Below are 15,980 nucleotides of genomic sequence, written 5' to 3' on the forward strand. Positions count from 1 at the left end.
AAGGGCTGTCTAAAGTTGGGATATCCCCATTTTTAGACGGCCTTTTTTGGTTTTGAAAGATCATATGAGTTTAGTTCGATTAAATATAAAAGGAATATCCTATAGTCAGACGCAAAACGGAGCCTATGCCCTGATACTAAATGAAGTAGACGGCGAAAGAAAACTCCCGATTGTCATAGGTGCGTTTGAAGCTCAATCTATTGCCATTGCTCTTGAAAAAGAAATAAGGCCTCCCCGGCCACTCACTCATGACCTGTTTAAGAATTTTGCCGACAGGTTTGATATCGTTGTAAAACAGGTGATCATACACAAACTTGTGGATGGTGTTTTTTATTCCAGTATCATTTGTGAGCGCGATAAAATTGAAGAAATACTGGATGCGAGGACCAGTGATGCCATTGCCCTTGCATTGCGTTTTAACGCTCCCATCTTTACCTATAAGACCATACTTGACAAAGCGGGTATCTATCTCAAATTCTCCAATAAGGATGAGGACGAGGATGAAGAAAAGGAAGAAAGCATTGTTGTAGACGAGCTCCTTGCCGAAACCGGTGATGCAGACACTTCTAAATCCAAGCCCAAAGAAAATTACAAGTCCTATACCCTTCAGGAGTTATACAATATGCTCGACGGGGCCGTTGCCAATGAAGATTATGAAAAAGCCGCCGAGATAAGAGATGAGATCTCAAAAAGGGGAACGAAATAACTTCTATATGAAAAAATACTTTTTCAGTTTATTCACATTACTTATTACAATTTGCACTCTTTCCGCTCAGGAAATTGAAAAAGAATGGCAGTTTGAAGACATTCAGAACGAAAAGCAGGAATCCCTGTTTGCTATTTCCGAAAGCGATGTGCTATCGTTAAAAGAAGGTGAATTCCAGTATCAGTTGCAGGCAAAAGACAATTTAAAAGCCTCCGGAAATTATCTGGTTCAGGGCAAACTCCTTGTTTTTTACTATCAGCAACCAAAAGATACGGTTCGTTTTTACAATATCACCGAAAAAACAGATTCTACCCTGGTTTTTAAGGAAAATGGGGTGCTATATTCATTCAGAGACCCCTCCTTTAAGGATCAGGCAGTCATAAACAGTGCTGATACTGATAAAAATGAAGTTATACCCAATCAGGGATTTTCTGCAAAGAGCCTTATGAGAGGGCTTTTAGGGATGCTTTCTTTAATTATCATTGCATTCCTGTTTAGCAGTAATAGAAAAGCCATTAACTGGAAAACCGTATCTATCGGTTTGGGAGCTCAATTATTACTTGCTTTCGGAGTCTTAAAGGTTTCTTTTATTCAGGCAGGATTCGAGTTCGTGGGACAGTTATTCGTTAAAGTTCTCGATTTTACAAGGGCCGGTAGTGAGTTTTTGCTTGGCGGGATGATGGATGTCAATACCTATGGATTTATTTTTCTTTTCCAGGTACTTCCTACCATCATATTCTTTTCTGCGCTTACTTCGGTGCTTTTCTATATGGGCATTATTCAGGTAATCGTGCGCGGGATGGCATGGGCACTGACCAAATTACTGGGTATTTCAGGAGCTGAAAGTCTATCGGTAGCCGGAAATATCTTTCTGGGACAGACTGAAGCCCCACTGATGATCAAGGCTTATCTGGAAAAAATGACCCGCTCCGAGATCCTTCTGGTTATGATCGGGGGGATGGCCACGGTAGCCGGAGGAGTACTGGCTGCTTATATCGGTTTTCTCGGAGGAGATGATCCTGTATTAAAATTACAATTCGCGAAACACCTCTTGGCAGCATCCGTAATGGCTGCCCCGGGAGCTATCGTGATTTCCAAAATACTTTATCCGCAACAACAAAAAATTGATTCGACCATAGAGGTCACTCAGGACAAGATCGGTTCCAATATCCTGGATGCCATTGCCAACGGTACTACTGAAGGGCTTAAACTGGCAGCCAATGTTGGTGCTATGCTTCTGGTATTTATCGCCTTTATTGCCATGATCAACTATGGCTTTTCAACTCTTGGAAGAGTAGGAGGCCTGAATGATACAATTGCAGCAAATACACCCTATGCCGGTTTATCGCTGGAATTTGTTTTGGGTTATGTCTTCTCTCCTTTTATGTGGCTTATCGGTGTAGCCAAGGAAGACATGGCATTAATGGGTCAGTTACTCGGAATAAAACTGGCAGCAAGTGAGTTTGTCGGATATATTCAGCTGGCCGAATTAAAAAATCCGGCCAATGTTGTGCATTTTACTTATCAGAAATCCGTGATCATGGCCACCTATATGCTTTGTGGTTTTGCAAATTTTGCATCTATCGGGATACAGATAGGCGGGATCGGCTCTCTGGCACCCGGTCAGAGGAAAACGCTTTCCGAATTCGGAATGAAAGCCGTTCTGGGAGGTACACTGGCCTCACTCCTATCGGCTACGATTGCAGGAATGATCATCGGTTAAACGTTAATAACATTTTAATAAAATACAATTGCCTCTCCCTATTGGAGAGGCACTTTTTTTTATTTTAGTTCCGACATAAAGCAATTGACTAATGAAGCAGTATCACGATCTATTAAAGCACGTCCTGGAGCACGGAAATGAGAAAGGCGACCGTACCGGTACCGGAACCAAAAGCGTGTTCGGTTACCAGATGCGTTTCGACCTGAGCGAAGGTTTTCCGATGGTAACCACTAAAAAATTGCATTTAAAATCCATTATTTACGAATTACTCTGGTTTTTAAAGGGAGATACCAATGTTAAATACCTTCAGGAAAACGGAGTGCGTATATGGAATGAATGGGCCGATGAGAATGGAGATCTCGGGCCGGTTTACGGACATCAGTGGCGCAACTGGAACGGGGATGAGATAGATCAGATAAAAGAAGTTATCGAATCTCTGAAAAACAACCCCGACAGCAGAAGAATGCTTGTTTCTGCATGGAACCCAAGTGTACTTCCGGATACTTCCGTGTCCTTTTCGGAAAATGTGGCTAACGGAAAAGCCGCTCTTCCTCCCTGTCATGCTTTTTTCCAGTTTTACGTAGCTGACGGGAAACTCTCCTGTCAATTATATCAGAGAAGCGCAGATATATTTCTCGGTGTACCTTTTAATATTGCTTCCTACTCACTGTTTACCATGATGATAGCACAGGTTTGCGGATATCAACCGGGAGATTTTATCCATACCTTCGGGGATGCGCATATTTATTCCAATCATATGGAGCAGGTAGAGCTGCAATTATCACGGGAACCCCGTCCGCTTCCAAAGATGGAGATCAATCCCGAAATAGATGATATTTTCGGCTTTTCTTTCGAAGATTTCAAACTGGTAAATTACGATCCGCACCCGCATATCAAAGGCCTTGTAGCCATCTAAAACCGCAGTTGATTTAACATCCCTTTAACCCTGATCCACTGTAGGAATAGATAAAAATACGTATCTTTAATGTCTATGCATCTTGATTAGATATTGCTATGATAATTACCGATACGATTTCAACTTTTTTTACCGAAACCAGACAGAGAACAGAAGATATCTGCGCTCCCCTGGAAATAGAAGACTATGTCGTCCAACCGGTTGTGGATGTATCCCCGCCCAAATGGCATTTGGGACACACCACCTGGTTTTTCGAAGAATTTATATTAAAAACATACCTGCCCGGCTACCAGATCTTTGACGAAGATTTTGCTTTTGTATTTAACAGCTACTACGAAACTGTCGGAAAACGGGTAGTACGAGCCAATCGCGGAAATCTGTCCCGGCCAAGCGTCAACAAAGTATACGAATACAGAAAACATGTAACCGGAGCAATGGAACAACTGCTCTCAGGAGAAGTTTCCAAGGAATTACACGACCTGGTGGAGATAGGTATTCACCACGAAAAGCAGCATCAGGAACTATTGCTTACCGATATTAAATACATATTGGGAAATAATCCCCTGCTTCCGGTATATTCGGAAAATTTTGAAGAAAATCCGTCACAGGATTATACTCAGGACTGGATCCGTATTCCTGCCGGGATCTATGAAATAGGGCATGAAGGCAGTGAGTTCTGTTACGACAATGAACTGGGAAGACATAAAGTATACCTTCAGGATTACGAAATATCCAATAAACTTGTCACCAATGGCGAATACCTCGAATTCATTAATTCGGGGGGCTATCAGACGTTTCACTTATGGCATGCCGAAGCCTGGGATTGGGTAAATCAGGAACAACGTAAAGCTCCGCTGTATTGGCATGAAATAGACGGAGAGTGGTACCGGTATAGCCTGAGAGGACTTAAAAAGATAGATCTTAAAGCTCCTGTTACCCATATTTCCTATTATGAAGCATTTGCCTATGCTCAATGGAAAGGTTACAGATTACCCACAGAATTCGAATGGGAAATTGCTCAACCCTTTTTTAAATGGGGAGATCGATGGGAATGGACCGAAAGCGCATACCTTCCCTATCCGAACTATACCAAGGCAGATGGTGCCCTGGGCGAATACAACGGAAAATTCATGGTAAACCAGAAGGTTTTAAGAGGAGGCTCTGTAGCCACTCCGAATAAACATACGAGGCATACCTATCGCAATTTTTTTCACCCTAATCTACAATGGCAATTTACCGGGTTAAGGTTAGCCCGGTCATAACGACAAACTTTTTATGAAAACCGAAACAACCGTCTCTTTTGAGACGAAATTTGAAGAAGAAGTATTTGAAGGCTTAACAGCTTTTCCGAAGTTTTTGTCTTCGAAATACTTTTATGATAAAAAAGGAGATAAACTTTTTCAGGATATTATGGCACTTCCTGAATACTATCTCACCAATTGTGAATTCGATATTTTATCGGAACACACAGAAGCCATAGCCAGAACCTTTAACAGCCCTAACGGTTTTGATCTGATCGAATTGGGTGCAGGCGATGGTAAAAAAACCAAGATCCTTCTGCGTCACCTCTCAGAGAACAATTACGATTTTAATTTTTTACCGATAGATATCAGTCAGAACGTCCTGGATGAGTTAAAAACATCTTTGGAGAAGGAACTCCCCAATGTAGAGGTTCGCCCTCAGCAGGGTACTTATTTTGAAGTCCTTGAGAGACTGGCGGAATACAAGGAGCGTAAAAAAGTAATTATGGTGCTGGGCTCCAATATCGGAAACCTTCTTCATCCGCAGGCTATCCTGTTCTTAAAGAATATCAGGGAATCCATGGTGGAAGGGGATCTTCTTTTTATGGGGTTTGACCAGAAGAAAGACCCGCAGACCATCCTGGATGCCTATAACGATAAAACCGGGGTTACAGCAGCTTTTAATAAAAATATCCTGGTGAGGATCAACAGAGAAATGCAAGCGGATTTTGATCCGGATAATTTCCTTCACTGGGAGACTTATGATCCTGAAACAGGGACCGCTAAAAGTTTCCTGGTTGCCAAAAAGGAACAGAGCGTTTTTATCGGCACACTGGGCTTAAAGGTGCATTTCAAGCAATGGGAGACCATTCATACCGAGATCTCACAGAAATACGACGATGATGTGGTAGAATGGCTTGCAAAAGAAGCCGGGCTGCAGATAGACGGTCAGTTTACAGACAACAAAGAATATTACAAGAATTATATATTCACTAAATCTTAAAAAAAAGAAAAATACTATGAAAGCTATATGGAATGATACGGTAATTGCAGAAAGTAATGAAACAGTGGTAGTGGAAAACAACCATTATTTCCCTGCAGATTCGATCAAAAAGGAATTCTTTAAAGAAAGTAACACCCATACCAATTGTCCGTGGAAAGGAGTAGCTTCTTACTATACTCTAGATGTAAACGGCAAGGAAAATCAGGATGCAGCCTGGTATTATCCTGAAGTAAGTGAATTGGCCAAATCCATTAAAGGCTATGTTGCCTTCTGGAAAGGTGTTACCGTAACAGAATAAATATGTCACTGATCAACAAAACACAAAACAAATTTCATCATCTGTCTCAATTCCTGGCAGCTTTCAGCAACAGCTATTTGCCCAAGGCAGATGATGACAGTCAGTCCAATCTGGGATGGTCTGTTTCCAAAAGTGCAGTTATTTCCAGGGAAATAGAAGGGGTTCATCTCGAACTCAGTTATAAAGACCTCCACCTCAGGGTAATTAAAGGAGAGCAGGCAGAAGAAACCGATATCCTCGGTTTAGGCAGAGAGCAGCTGGATTCGTGGATAAGGGAAAAGATTAGTGGTTTTGGCCTGGATGCCAGCCGTTTTAATTACGAACTCGGATTTACCATAGATACAGATTTTGACAGCTTTATCAGTCTTGACAACGAAGAAGAGAAGAGTATTGAAGAGCTCAGCCTGTACAGAAACCTTTCTCAGCTAGCCCTCGAAGATACAGCAGCTAAAAGTACGGCTGCCACCGATATCAGGATCTGGCCGCATCATTTTGATACGGGAATGCTTATCGATCTGAGTGAAGAAAGAGATTTTGGCACCGGCCTGGGTCTTGGTTATGCCATAGCCGATTCGGTTAATGATACTCCCTATTACTATGTATATGGCTGGGGTAAGAATTCAGCCAATATAAATTATGGCGAACTTCCCGGGCTAAGTTCGGGTACGTGGAAAAACGGCGACTGGAAAGGGGCCTTGCTTCCCGCAAGCGAATGCTCAAATCCTGAAAAACTCAAAGATTTTTATGGGGAAGCAAGCGCAATCTTAACCAACAAATTAAAATAATTAAACCTCCACAACCGCATTTTCGGTTCCGGCGTAGTCATTCCACTGAAAACGATCGGCGGTTTCATCGTTTACATAGTTTCCATCAATAATATAGCGGAACTCATAGGCATTCCCCTTAGGCAGGTCGAATGTTCCCTTGAAGTTCCCGTTCTTAAGTTTTTTAAGGATACTGCTTTCCTGGCTCCAGTCGTTAAAATCTCCTACAACCACTACTCTCTCAGCTTCTGCTGCCGGAACGGTAAAAGTAACTTTACACACCGGCTTGGATTTTAGATATTTTTTTTGAATTGCCATGGTATTTATGTTTTGTTTCGTTTCTGATTAGATATCAAAAAAACACATAAATAACCTCATAAACAACTGATTAGAAAAGAATTATCATATCGTCAAAATAAGCTCTTTAAAATTTATTTTTGACAAAAAGCAGGGGGTCAAAATATCAAATTCACAAGCCTCAGATCAGCTTCTAAGTGCCAGGCATATCTTGCTGATATCTTTTTCCGAATTAAAAAAATGAAAACTCAAACGGATCCCATTTCCCCGTTGGGAGCATATAATATCCTGCGATCTCAGATGCTTAAAAAGTCGGTCATCTCCCTTAATATTAAAAATACTCGAATGCTCTTTTCTGCGGATAACCCGGTCTTCCAGCAGTCCCAGTTCGGAAAATGCCTGCCTGGCCTTATCCGACAATTCCCTGATCCTGGCCTGGATCCTTTCTATTCCTATCTCTTCAAGGAATTCCAGCGAGAATTTAAGGCTTCCGAAGTTAAGTGTATCCAGATGGCCGGGTTCAAAAAAGCGCATCAGGTGCTGTTGTTCCTTACTAAAACTTCCGTTTTGCTCTGTTTTTTGAAAGGCATCAGCGTAGATCTTCCCTATACTGTTCTGATTAAAAAGCATAAACCCGTTCCCATAACCGGCCAATAGCCATTTATAGGCACTGGCCCCCAGTACATCGATTCCCGAATTCTCAAAATCAAAAGCCTGAGTTCCGCAAAACTGCGTCCCGTCTGCAATGATCATAAGATCCGGATATTTGGTCTTTAACGCCTTGATGAAGTCCAGGTCTATTTTTATTCCGTTGATATATTGCACCAGGCTCAAAGCGAGCACATGGGGTTGTTCCTTTTTTACGGCCTCCTCAATATTCTGCTCCAGGTTTTCATCAATATCAACATAGCAAATCTCAAAATCCCTGTCCTCAACTGCCAGGTTTACCGACGGGTAATCATTTTTTAGCAGCAGTACTTTTTTCTTTTTCCCTATCCCTTCCAGAACGGTATTGAACCCAAAGGAAAAATTAGGCACCAGGGAAACATTTGCAGGTCGGCAATTAAAAAAACGGCCTACCGTATTCCTGATCTCTTCCAGGAACAGATGGTGTTCATCCCTGAACAGGCTTCCCTTGATGAGGAAATCGAGATCGTGCTCCTGTCGCCAATCCACCAGCTGGTCATACATCAGGCCCGAAGCCGCGATATTAGCATAAACATATTGAGATAAAACCGGGAATTCCTTGGGAAAATTATCTGCCATAAGAGATCTGTTAGCAATTTCAAGTTTAGTAGGCGAAAAATATAAATTTTAAGGCAACTATTACTGTTTTTTAGTCTTAAATACACAAGCCGATCAAAAATAAATTTACGTAGATTTGCTTTAGACAGATATCAGGCTATGTTTTCTAAAAATAAAAATATTCCGGAGATAGACAGAGAGCAACATGAGCTTCTGGAAGACGCCAATAAGCGTATTCTTCAGAAAAAGCGGCTCTATTATCATTTTGTTGTTTTTCTGATCGGAAGTGTCTTTCTTGTTATCATTAACAAGATCCTGAAATACGGAGAGGAATACAACTGGTTTGTATGGGCCATCACCTTATGGGCCTTTCTCTTTGCCTTTCATTTGTTTAATGTTTATGTGACCCATAAATTCCTCGGAAAGGAATGGGAGAGGAAACAAAGAGAGAAACTGGTAGCAAAACAAAAGGAAAAAATAGCAAAACTTCAGAGGGAGATCGAACAGGAATTCCCCGCTGTGGAAATTAAAAAAAAAGATCAGGAACAATGATTACAATGATAGCTGCAGCAGCAGAGAACGATGCACTTGGAAAGGACAACGACCTCGTTTGGCATTTACCGGACGATTTTAAACGATTTAAGGATCTGACCACAGGGCATCATATTATTATGGGTAGGAAAACCTTCGAAACCTTCCCGAAATTACTCCCCAATCGTACTCATATCATCATTACCAGGAAAAAAGATTATACAGCAGAAGGTTGTATTGTAGTTCATTCTATGGAAGAGGCCTTAAACAAGGTAGTTAATGACGATCAACCTTATATTATCGGCGGGGGAGAAATTTATAAACTGGGACTTCCCTATGCAGATAAGATAGAACTCACCCGGGTACACGGCGATTTCGACGCCGATGCTTTTTTCCCTGAAGTAGATCCGGCAGATTGGGAGCTGGTAGAAGAAGAACATCACCCTGCAGACGACAGGCACCAATGCAGTTTTACTTATCTTACTTATCTGAGAAAACGCAAATAATATCTGGTTTTGATCTCCAAAGCACTAAACGAGCATCTGGAATCGGTTCTTGGAGAAAAGATCATCTCCGTCAACCCTCTAAGTGGCGGCGATATTAATGAGGTATACCGGCTGGGAACAGCTTCGGAAGATTATGTTGTAAAACTCAATAAAAGTAACCTCCTACCGGGGCTTTTCCGTTATGAGAAACAAGGCCTTGAAGCTATTGAAGCTACAAAAAGTCTCAGAACTCCCAGGCCCGTTGCTACAGGTGATTTTGACGGATCTTCTTTTTTACTTTTAAGTTATATAGAACCCGGAAATGCCAACCGGTTCAGCTGGGAAAATTTCGGCTCCCTCCTGGCACAAATGCACAGGAATACATTTGATGAATTCGGTTTTTTCAGCGATAATTACATCGGTAGCTTACCTCAGCAAAACACCGGTTGTTCTTCTGCTGTTGAATTCCATATCTCTCAGCGTTTGGAACCTCAGATAAAACTGGCAGGAAAAAAAGGCTATGTGTTTAAGGATACAGATGTTTTTTACCGGGAACTGGAAAATCAGATCCCGGAAGAACCTCCGGCCCTGATCCACGGAGACCTGTGGAGCGGGAATTATTTAATAGATAAGAATGGAGAACCTTGTCTGATAGATCCGGCTGTCTCCTATTCGCACAGGGAAGCCGATATTGCGATGATGCGCTTGTTTGGCGGGTTTCCGCAGCAGGTGTTCGATACTTATCACGAACATTACAATCTGGAAAAAGGGTGGCAGGAACGATCCGATATCTGGCAGTTATACTATTTACTGGTGCATTTAAACCTGTTCGGCGCTTCTTATTTACCGGCGGTTTCAGCCATCATTAAAAAGTACGCTTCTTAAAAATCTTTATATTCCGCATAAAAACGATCACTGTCATCCTGTATAAAGGATTCGAGAAGATCCTTATCTAAATTGCTGTAGAAATAGTGAGATGTTTTCTGTTTTGATACATTGAGGAGTTTAAACTTTTCGAGAATAGCTCTTGTCTGCCGGGCCACTGCCTCTCCCGAATCGATAATTTTTACCGAAGCAGGTACCATCTCCTTAATTGCGGGGATCAGGTAGGGATAATGCGTACATCCCAATACCAGATGGTCTATATTCTCTTCCAGCATGGGATCGAGGTATCTTTTTAACAGAGATCTCATTTCATCGCTGTGTATTTTGCCCTCCTCTATAAGATTTACCAGGCCTTCTCCCACCTGCTCCACAACGTGAATGCCGTCGTTATAAAGATTGGTTGTATGGTGAAATAAAGAACTGCTCAGGGTTCCTCTTGTTGCCAGCACTCCCACGGCTTTTGTTTTGGTCTGAAGTGCTGCCGGTTTAATGGCCGGTTCTATCCCGATAAAAGGAATGTCATATTTTTTTCTGAGAAAATCTATAGATATGGTAGTAGCGGTATTACAGGCAACCACAATGATCTTACAACCTCTGTCAAGAAGAAAATCCGTATTCTTTACACTCAGATCAATAACTTCCTGTTGAGTCTTTTCACCGTAGGGTGCATTTTTGCTGTCTGCAAGATAAATGGTCGATTCATTCGGAAGAAGTTTATTGATCTCCTTCCAGATTGAGGTCCCCCCTACTCCCGAATCAAAAATACCAATAGCCTGTTCGCTCATTTGTGACAAATCTACACAATTTTAACTATATCCCATCCGGTTTTTTAAGAAGGATCTGTGCTGTCATTTTTCCTGCAACTTTTGGAAAAGTAAACAAAAGCCGTACTTATAAGCAGCTAAAACCATATGTTTTTGTATTGTAATATTTTAGATAATGAAATGTAGTTTACAAAAGAAAATTATTATCACTTATTGTACGGATTTACCCACTTATTTTTATATTTTAGACAAAAGAAAAAGAATTTATTAATCCTTAGGTTAGGTTAATTACCATGGAACACAAAAAAGAGCTGGAAGAAAAATTAAATGAGATCAGTGGCATATTACAAAAGGAATTCAAAACCGAAAAAGATGTAGGCGTTCTAGCCGGTATTTCGGGGATTGCCTTGTTTCATTTTTACTATTCAAAATATCTGGATATAGACACACAGGCAGATATCGGGATCAATATTCTGGAAGAAATAATTGAAAGGATCAACAACGGGTATCAGTTTCCAACATTTTGCTCGGGAATTGCCGGTGCCGGATGGGTATTCGAGCATTTACTGGAGGAAGATTTTATGGATTCTGAGAACGATGAACTCCTAGCAGATCTCGATGAATACCTGTTATCTGTGATGTCTTACGATATGCAAAGAGGGCAATACGATTTTCTGCATGCAGGAGTAGGTTATGCCTTTTACTTTCTGAAACGTTACAGGAATACCCGTAGTGACGAGCTTAAACAGAGATATAGAGAATACCTTAACAAAATGGTTGCCGACCTTGAAGCCACTTCTCAGAAGGATGAAAATGGCTTAAAGTGGGAAGCTGTACTCGACAGAGATACGGGGCAACGCGGCTTTAACCTCAGCCTTTCTCATGGGATGTCCAGTATTATTATTTTTCTTTCAAAACTATATGAATTTGACGAATTCAAGAGTTCTACAGAACCCTTGTTGAAAGGAGCCATACAATATATCAGGAGTAAAGAATTAAAAGGCAATGATCTTTACAGTCTTTACCCCAGTTGGGTAACCGAAGAAAATAACGATCGAAGAAGCAGGCTCGCCTGGTGTTACGGTGACCTGGGAATAGGTTTGGCTTTTTGGCGCGCATCTGCTGTTCTTAAAGATGAGGAGTTAAGAGGAAAAGCTTTAAATATTCTCAGGCATGGAGCCAATAGAAGAAAGAACGAAGAAACAGGCATCAGGGATGCAGGTATCTGCCATGGCTCTTACGGAAATGCTCAGATATTTAATCGTATCTATAAGGAAACCGGGGAGGAAACTTTTAGGGAAGCCACCTATTACTGGATAGATCACGGTTTAAAAATGGCTATATATGAAGACGGAAACGCCGGCTATAAGCAGTGGAACGGAATGGATGAAGATTGGGTAAACCGATTGTCATTACTGGAAGGTGTGGCAGGTATCGGACTTACCATTATCGACTATCTGGCCGATTTCGAATCGCATTGGGACGAGTGCCTGATGATCAGTTAATTGACTTTCCAACCAGTTTTACAAAAACATTAGAATGAAAACCCATCAAAACCCTTATAAGAATTTTCCAAATTTTGTATTGCGTACTCCTCTGCTTCCCCTCAGCTTTTTTGAGGAATTAACGGCAGAAGATGTTATCAGCGACAAAAGGATCAAAGAGGTCTTTAAGGACCCATTGGTAAAAGAAGCCATATTCCTGGCATCGCCCTCCCTCTATTCGGAAGCCGTTAAATGGGCGGAAGAAGACCGAAAAGACGATAAACTAAAGTACTCCATACTAAAGTACATTGCGAGAATGTCATCGCGTTGTACTCCTTTCGGGCTTTTTGCAGGTTGTGCACTCGGAAAGATAGATGAAGAAACAAATATAGAGCTGGACGATCCGGCAACCAACCGCAGGCATACCCGCCTCGATATGAATTATCTGGTGGCGCTTTCTCAGGACCTTACCCGGAACAAGAGTATAAAAGAACAATTACTGTTCGTACCTAATTCCAGTATTTACCGAACCGGAAATCAACTTCGCTATATAGAATACAAGTATTTCAACAGCAGAAGACATCATCATATTGTAGCTGTGGATCACTCGGATTACCTCCAGCTTATTCTCGATAAAGCAGCTAACGGAGCTTATTTAAAGGATCTGGCAAATGCCCTGGTAGACGATGAGATCAGTATTGAGGAAGCAACCGAATTCATTGAAGAACTGGTAGACAGCCAGCTTCTGATAAGTGAACTGGAACCTTCGGTTTCCGGCCCTGAATTCCTGGAGCAGATCCTGGGAGTACTGAAGAAATTAAAGGGTACGGAGAAACTCGTTACTTTTTTAACGGAAGCCGATAAGAAAATAGAGGAGATCGACAATAAAATAGGGAATCCTTCAACTTCCTATACTGATCTGGGAGAATATTTAAAGGAGATCGAGACTACTTTCGAACTGAAATTTCTTTTCCAGACGGATATGGAGCTCAATTATAAAAAAAATACGCTCGATCCATCGATAGCCGAATCTGTGAGAAAAGGGATCTCCCTCCTGAATAAGATATCACCTCCTCCAAGGGAGACTATGTTAGGAAAATTCAAGGAGGCTTTTTACGAACGATATGAGGAACGCGAAGTCCTTCTTGCCAATGCCCTGGATATTGAGATCGGGGTGGGTTATAAGCAAAATCAGGGAAGCGGTGATGTAAGTCCGCTGGTAGACGATCTGGTCATACCGAGAAGGGCGGCAAAAAACGCATCTTCCGAAATATCCTGGAACTCTTTTCATTCTATGTTCCAGAAAAAGCTGATAGACGCTTATAAAAATGATGCGTATTCTATTGTATTAAAAGATGAGGATTTCAAGAATTTTGAACAAGGCTGGGACGATCTTCCGGATACGCTTTCGGCAATGATAGAAGTAGTTCAGGTAGATGGTGAGCAGAAAATACGCTTCTCCGGCTCGGGAGGCTCCAGTGCCGCTAATTTACTCGGACGTTTTTGCCACGGAGATGAAGCCCTCAGAAAATATACACAGTCTATTATTGATGTGGAAGCAGAGATAAATTCTGATAAAATACTTGCGGAGATCGTGCATTTACCGGAATCGAGAGTTGGAAACATCTTAATGCGCCCTTCATTCCGTCCGTATGAGATCCCCTATCTGGCAAAATCCATTCTGGATGAGGAACAACAGCTTAACCTGGACGACCTGATGGTATCTGTTAAAGCCAACAGAAGGATCGTACTCCGGTCTAAAAAGAACAATAAGGAAGTGGTTCCTCACCTGACCAATGCTCATAATTACTCTGCCAATTCCCTGCCTATCTATCATTTTCTTGCAGATATGCAAACACAGGGAATACGTAGCGGTATCGGTTTTAATACGGGTCCGTTATCAGGAGATATGGAATTTATCCCGAGGATTGAGTACAACGATCTTATTCTTCAGGAGGCTCTCTGGAATATCAATAAAAAGGATATGGAACCGCTGCACAAAGCTTCGGGAGATAATGAAGAGTTGAAAAAAGCATTAAAAGACTTTAGAGAAAGCCGAAGAATACCACCTATGGTCATGCTTACCGACGGAGACAATGAGCTGCTGATCAATTTTGACAACCTCAGCTCGGCAAGGATGCTCCTGGAAACAGTGAAAAAGAGGCCTTCTTTCAGGATCACAGAGTTCCTTTTCGACAAAAACAGCCTGGTTAAAGGTAATAAGGGTTACTACACCAACCAGATCGTATTGTCCTTTTATAACGAGAATAAATTGTCTGACCGTAAAACAGAAAAGCAGAATGGAAAATAAAACACAAAGAAGTTTTATCATTGGAGATAAATGGCTTTACTACAAACTGTATACGGGGCCAAAAACAGCAGATATGATCCTTACCGAGATCGTAAATCCGGTAGCAACAGAACTGATCAAACAAGGAGCCATCGATCAATGGTTCTTTATACGTTACGCCGATCCCAAGCATCATTTAAGGGTGCGTTTTCACTATAACGACCCCTCCAGGGTTGCCGAGATCATCAACGCACTACATATACCCTTCAGGAGTTTTATTGAAGAAGACCTGTTGTGGAAGATACAGCTGGACACTTATCAGCGTGAGCTGGAGCGTTACGGGGATAATACCATTGAACAAGCGGAGGAATTATTCTTTCACGACAGTAAGATGATTGCCGATTTTATAGACCTTATAGAAGGAGATGAAGGAGAAGAGATACGATGGTTATTCGGCTTACGGGCCATTGATAACTTACTCGACAGTTTTGAATATTCGGAAGAAGGAAAACTGGAACTCCTCGACAACCTCAAAACCGGATTCGGAATGGAATTCGGAATGTCCAGGCCTTTGAAAAAACAACTGGATAACAAATACAGGAATGCAAGAGGCAAAATAAGCGAATTCCTGGTATTCGAAAGAGAAAACAATCCCGATTTTGCTCCTGTTCTGGATGTTCTGGATGAAAAATCTGCCAATACCAAAGCCGTAGCCAAAGCAATTTTGAAACACAGAGATGAAGGCACTCTAAAAATGGAACTCAACAGCCTTATGGGAAGTTATATCCATATGCTGATGAACCGTTTGTTCAAATCCAATAACAGGCTTCACGAAATGGTTTGTTACGATTTCCTGTTCAGGTATTATAAATCCGAATGGGCCAGGAAAAAGTACCAGAAACAAAAAGACAGCCCCGTTCATGGGTGATGTCAGTAAAATATTGATAAGAACTACCAAATCCATTGTCGTCAGGAATATCGATTCGATCATATACCTGAAGGCAGAAGGGAGTTACAGTTCCGTATATTTTGCAAAAGGCGAAAGTTTACTGGTAAGCAAGAATTTATCGCAAATTCATCTTCCTGAAGCCAATTTTTTCAGAATACACTCTTCAGTTATTATTAATATCTCCCATATCAAAAGAGTGGAGGATAATTGGGTTTTCCTCAGTGATGAAAGCAGATTCCCCATTGCAAAACGCAGAAAGAAAAGCTTTTTGTTAGCTCTGAGCGACAGCTTCCTCAATTTATAGTATTCAAATATACCGAATAATCGTACGGTTAATTGTTAAATAATACCACTTATAAAGTAATCCGTAATAATTAATTTTTCAATCCTTTTTTGAGT

Annotated in this window: 17 protein-coding genes; 14 read left to right on the forward strand and 3 right to left on the reverse strand. The window is 41.4% G+C overall.

Going from position 1 to position 15,980, the window contains the following annotated elements:
• The first annotated feature begins 64 nt into the window (after positions 1 to 64).
• From GWK08_RS03815 to GWK08_RS03845, 7 genes are all read left to right on the forward strand, one after another.
• On the forward strand, positions 65 to 706 hold the full coding sequence (locus GWK08_RS03815; RefSeq protein WP_163605572.1) for a bifunctional nuclease family protein: 642 nt from the start codon (positions 65 to 67) through the stop codon (positions 704 to 706).
• A gap of 7 nt (positions 707 to 713) precedes the next feature.
• On the forward strand, positions 714 to 2,429 hold the full coding sequence (locus GWK08_RS03820; protein ID WP_163605573.1) for a NupC/NupG family nucleoside CNT transporter: 1,716 nt from the start codon (positions 714 to 716) through the stop codon (positions 2,427 to 2,429).
• A 91-nt stretch (positions 2,430 to 2,520) separates the two neighbouring features.
• The gene (locus GWK08_RS03825) at positions 2,521 to 3,345 is read left to right on the forward strand and encodes a thymidylate synthase (protein ID WP_163605574.1); all 825 of its coding nucleotides are present in this window, start codon (positions 2,521 to 2,523) and stop codon (positions 3,343 to 3,345) included.
• A 98-nt stretch (positions 3,346 to 3,443) separates the two neighbouring features.
• Positions 3,444 to 4,607 (forward strand): ergothioneine biosynthesis protein EgtB, encoded by a 1,164-nt coding sequence (egtB, locus tag GWK08_RS03830; RefSeq protein WP_163605575.1) that lies wholly within the window; start codon positions 3,444 to 3,446, stop codon positions 4,605 to 4,607.
• A 13-nt stretch (positions 4,608 to 4,620) separates the two neighbouring features.
• Positions 4,621 to 5,589, forward strand: coding sequence for an L-histidine N(alpha)-methyltransferase (gene egtD / locus GWK08_RS03835; protein ID WP_163605576.1), 969 nt, complete (start codon positions 4,621 to 4,623; stop codon positions 5,587 to 5,589).
• Positions 5,590 to 5,605: 16 nt separating this feature from the next.
• Positions 5,606 to 5,887, forward strand: a complete 282-nt coding sequence (locus GWK08_RS03840; RefSeq protein ID WP_163605577.1) for a DUF427 domain-containing protein — start codon at positions 5,606 to 5,608, stop codon at positions 5,885 to 5,887.
• A gap of 2 nt (positions 5,888 to 5,889) precedes the next feature.
• Positions 5,890 to 6,672, forward strand: a complete 783-nt coding sequence (locus GWK08_RS03845) for a hypothetical protein (protein WP_163605578.1) — start codon at positions 5,890 to 5,892, stop codon at positions 6,670 to 6,672.
• On the opposite strand, the gene GWK08_RS03850 is transcribed toward GWK08_RS03845, so the two are convergent.
• Together GWK08_RS03850 and GWK08_RS03855 are read right to left on the reverse strand one after the other, a co-directional pair.
• The gene (locus GWK08_RS03850) at positions 6,673 to 6,969 is read right to left on the reverse strand and encodes an isoamylase early set domain-containing protein (protein ID WP_163605579.1); all 297 of its coding nucleotides are present in this window, start codon (positions 6,967 to 6,969) and stop codon (positions 6,673 to 6,675) included. It abuts the gene before it with no gap.
• A gap of 165 nt (positions 6,970 to 7,134) precedes the next feature.
• Positions 7,135 to 8,214, reverse strand: coding sequence for an aminotransferase class V-fold PLP-dependent enzyme (locus GWK08_RS03855; protein WP_163605580.1), 1,080 nt, complete (start codon positions 8,212 to 8,214; stop codon positions 7,135 to 7,137).
• A 138-nt stretch (positions 8,215 to 8,352) separates the two neighbouring features.
• Between GWK08_RS03855 and GWK08_RS03860 the strand changes: the two genes are divergently transcribed.
• The 3 genes from GWK08_RS03860 to GWK08_RS03870 are packed head-to-tail and all read left to right on the forward strand — an operon-like array spanning position 8,353 to position 10,094.
• Complete coding sequence (locus GWK08_RS03860; RefSeq protein ID WP_163605581.1) at positions 8,353 to 8,745, forward strand: 2TM domain-containing protein; 393 nt, start codon at positions 8,353 to 8,355, stop codon at positions 8,743 to 8,745.
• On the forward strand, positions 8,742 to 9,230 hold the full coding sequence (locus GWK08_RS03865) for a dihydrofolate reductase (RefSeq protein WP_163605582.1): 489 nt from the start codon (positions 8,742 to 8,744) through the stop codon (positions 9,228 to 9,230). The genes GWK08_RS03860 and GWK08_RS03865 overlap by 4 nt, the downstream gene beginning before the upstream one ends.
• A 9-nt stretch (positions 9,231 to 9,239) precedes the next feature.
• Positions 9,240 to 10,094 (forward strand): fructosamine kinase family protein, encoded by an 855-nt coding sequence (locus GWK08_RS03870; RefSeq protein WP_239524851.1) that lies wholly within the window; start codon positions 9,240 to 9,242, stop codon positions 10,092 to 10,094.
• Here the strand turns inward: GWK08_RS03870 and murI are convergent.
• Positions 10,091 to 10,879: a glutamate racemase gene (gene murI, locus GWK08_RS03875; protein WP_163606296.1), complete on the reverse strand. Its 789-nt coding sequence runs from the start codon at positions 10,877 to 10,879 to the stop codon at positions 10,091 to 10,093. The genes GWK08_RS03870 and murI overlap by 4 nt on opposite strands.
• A gap of 272 nt (positions 10,880 to 11,151) precedes the next feature.
• Here murI and GWK08_RS03880 point away from each other — a divergent pair, with 272 nt between their 5' ends.
• From GWK08_RS03880 to GWK08_RS03895, 4 genes are read left to right on the forward strand one after another with little or no spacing between them, the layout of a single operon-like run.
• Positions 11,152 to 12,363, forward strand: coding sequence for a lanthionine synthetase C family protein (locus GWK08_RS03880; RefSeq protein ID WP_163605583.1), 1,212 nt, complete (start codon positions 11,152 to 11,154; stop codon positions 12,361 to 12,363).
• A 34-nt stretch (positions 12,364 to 12,397) separates the two neighbouring features.
• On the forward strand, positions 12,398 to 14,653 hold the full coding sequence (locus GWK08_RS03885; protein WP_163605584.1) for a lantibiotic dehydratase family protein: 2,256 nt from the start codon (positions 12,398 to 12,400) through the stop codon (positions 14,651 to 14,653).
• Entirely contained in the window at positions 14,643 to 15,560 is a 918-nt protein-coding gene (locus tag GWK08_RS03890) for a thiopeptide-type bacteriocin biosynthesis protein (protein ID WP_163605585.1), read from the forward strand. Before GWK08_RS03885 ends, GWK08_RS03890 begins: the two co-directional genes overlap by 11 nt.
• Positions 15,553 to 15,885, forward strand: a complete 333-nt coding sequence (locus GWK08_RS03895) for a LytR/AlgR family response regulator transcription factor (protein ID WP_163605586.1) — start codon at positions 15,553 to 15,555, stop codon at positions 15,883 to 15,885. Before GWK08_RS03890 ends, GWK08_RS03895 begins: the two co-directional genes overlap by 8 nt.
• The last annotated feature ends 95 nt before the right edge of the window (positions 15,886 to 15,980 follow it).

The organism is Leptobacterium flavescens (assembly GCF_010671605.1).
In the GTDB taxonomy this organism is placed as follows: domain Bacteria; phylum Bacteroidota; class Bacteroidia; order Flavobacteriales; family Flavobacteriaceae; genus Leptobacterium; species Leptobacterium flavescens.

Coding starts and splice junctions, on each gene's coding strand:
- GWK08_RS03815 (WP_163605572.1), top strand. CDS start 65: ATGAGTTTAGTTCGATTAAATATAAAAGGAATATCCTATAGTCAGACG.
- GWK08_RS03820 (WP_163605573.1), top strand. CDS start 714: ATGAAAAAATACTTTTTCAGTTTATTCACATTACTTATTACAATTTGC.
- GWK08_RS03825 (WP_163605574.1), top strand. CDS start 2,521: ATGAAGCAGTATCACGATCTATTAAAGCACGTCCTGGAGCACGGAAAT.
- egtB (WP_163605575.1), top strand. CDS start 3,444: ATGATAATTACCGATACGATTTCAACTTTTTTTACCGAAACCAGACAG.
- egtD (WP_163605576.1), top strand. CDS start 4,621: ATGAAAACCGAAACAACCGTCTCTTTTGAGACGAAATTTGAAGAAGAA.
- GWK08_RS03840 (WP_163605577.1), top strand. CDS start 5,606: ATGAAAGCTATATGGAATGATACGGTAATTGCAGAAAGTAATGAAACA.
- GWK08_RS03845 (WP_163605578.1), top strand. CDS start 5,890: ATGTCACTGATCAACAAAACACAAAACAAATTTCATCATCTGTCTCAA.
- GWK08_RS03850 (WP_163605579.1), bottom strand. CDS start 6,969: ATGGCAATTCAAAAAAAATATCTAAAATCCAAGCCGGTGTGTAAAGTT.
- GWK08_RS03855 (WP_163605580.1), bottom strand. CDS start 8,214: ATGGCAGATAATTTTCCCAAGGAATTCCCGGTTTTATCTCAATATGTT.
- GWK08_RS03860 (WP_163605581.1), top strand. CDS start 8,353: ATGTTTTCTAAAAATAAAAATATTCCGGAGATAGACAGAGAGCAACAT.
- GWK08_RS03865 (WP_163605582.1), top strand. CDS start 8,742: ATGATTACAATGATAGCTGCAGCAGCAGAGAACGATGCACTTGGAAAG.
- murI (WP_163606296.1), bottom strand. CDS start 10,879: ATGAGCGAACAGGCTATTGGTATTTTTGATTCGGGAGTAGGGGGGACC.
- GWK08_RS03880 (WP_163605583.1), top strand. CDS start 11,152: ATGGAACACAAAAAAGAGCTGGAAGAAAAATTAAATGAGATCAGTGGC.
- GWK08_RS03885 (WP_163605584.1), top strand. CDS start 12,398: ATGAAAACCCATCAAAACCCTTATAAGAATTTTCCAAATTTTGTATTG.
- GWK08_RS03890 (WP_163605585.1), top strand. CDS start 14,643: ATGGAAAATAAAACACAAAGAAGTTTTATCATTGGAGATAAATGGCTT.
- GWK08_RS03895 (WP_163605586.1), top strand. CDS start 15,553: ATGGGTGATGTCAGTAAAATATTGATAAGAACTACCAAATCCATTGTC.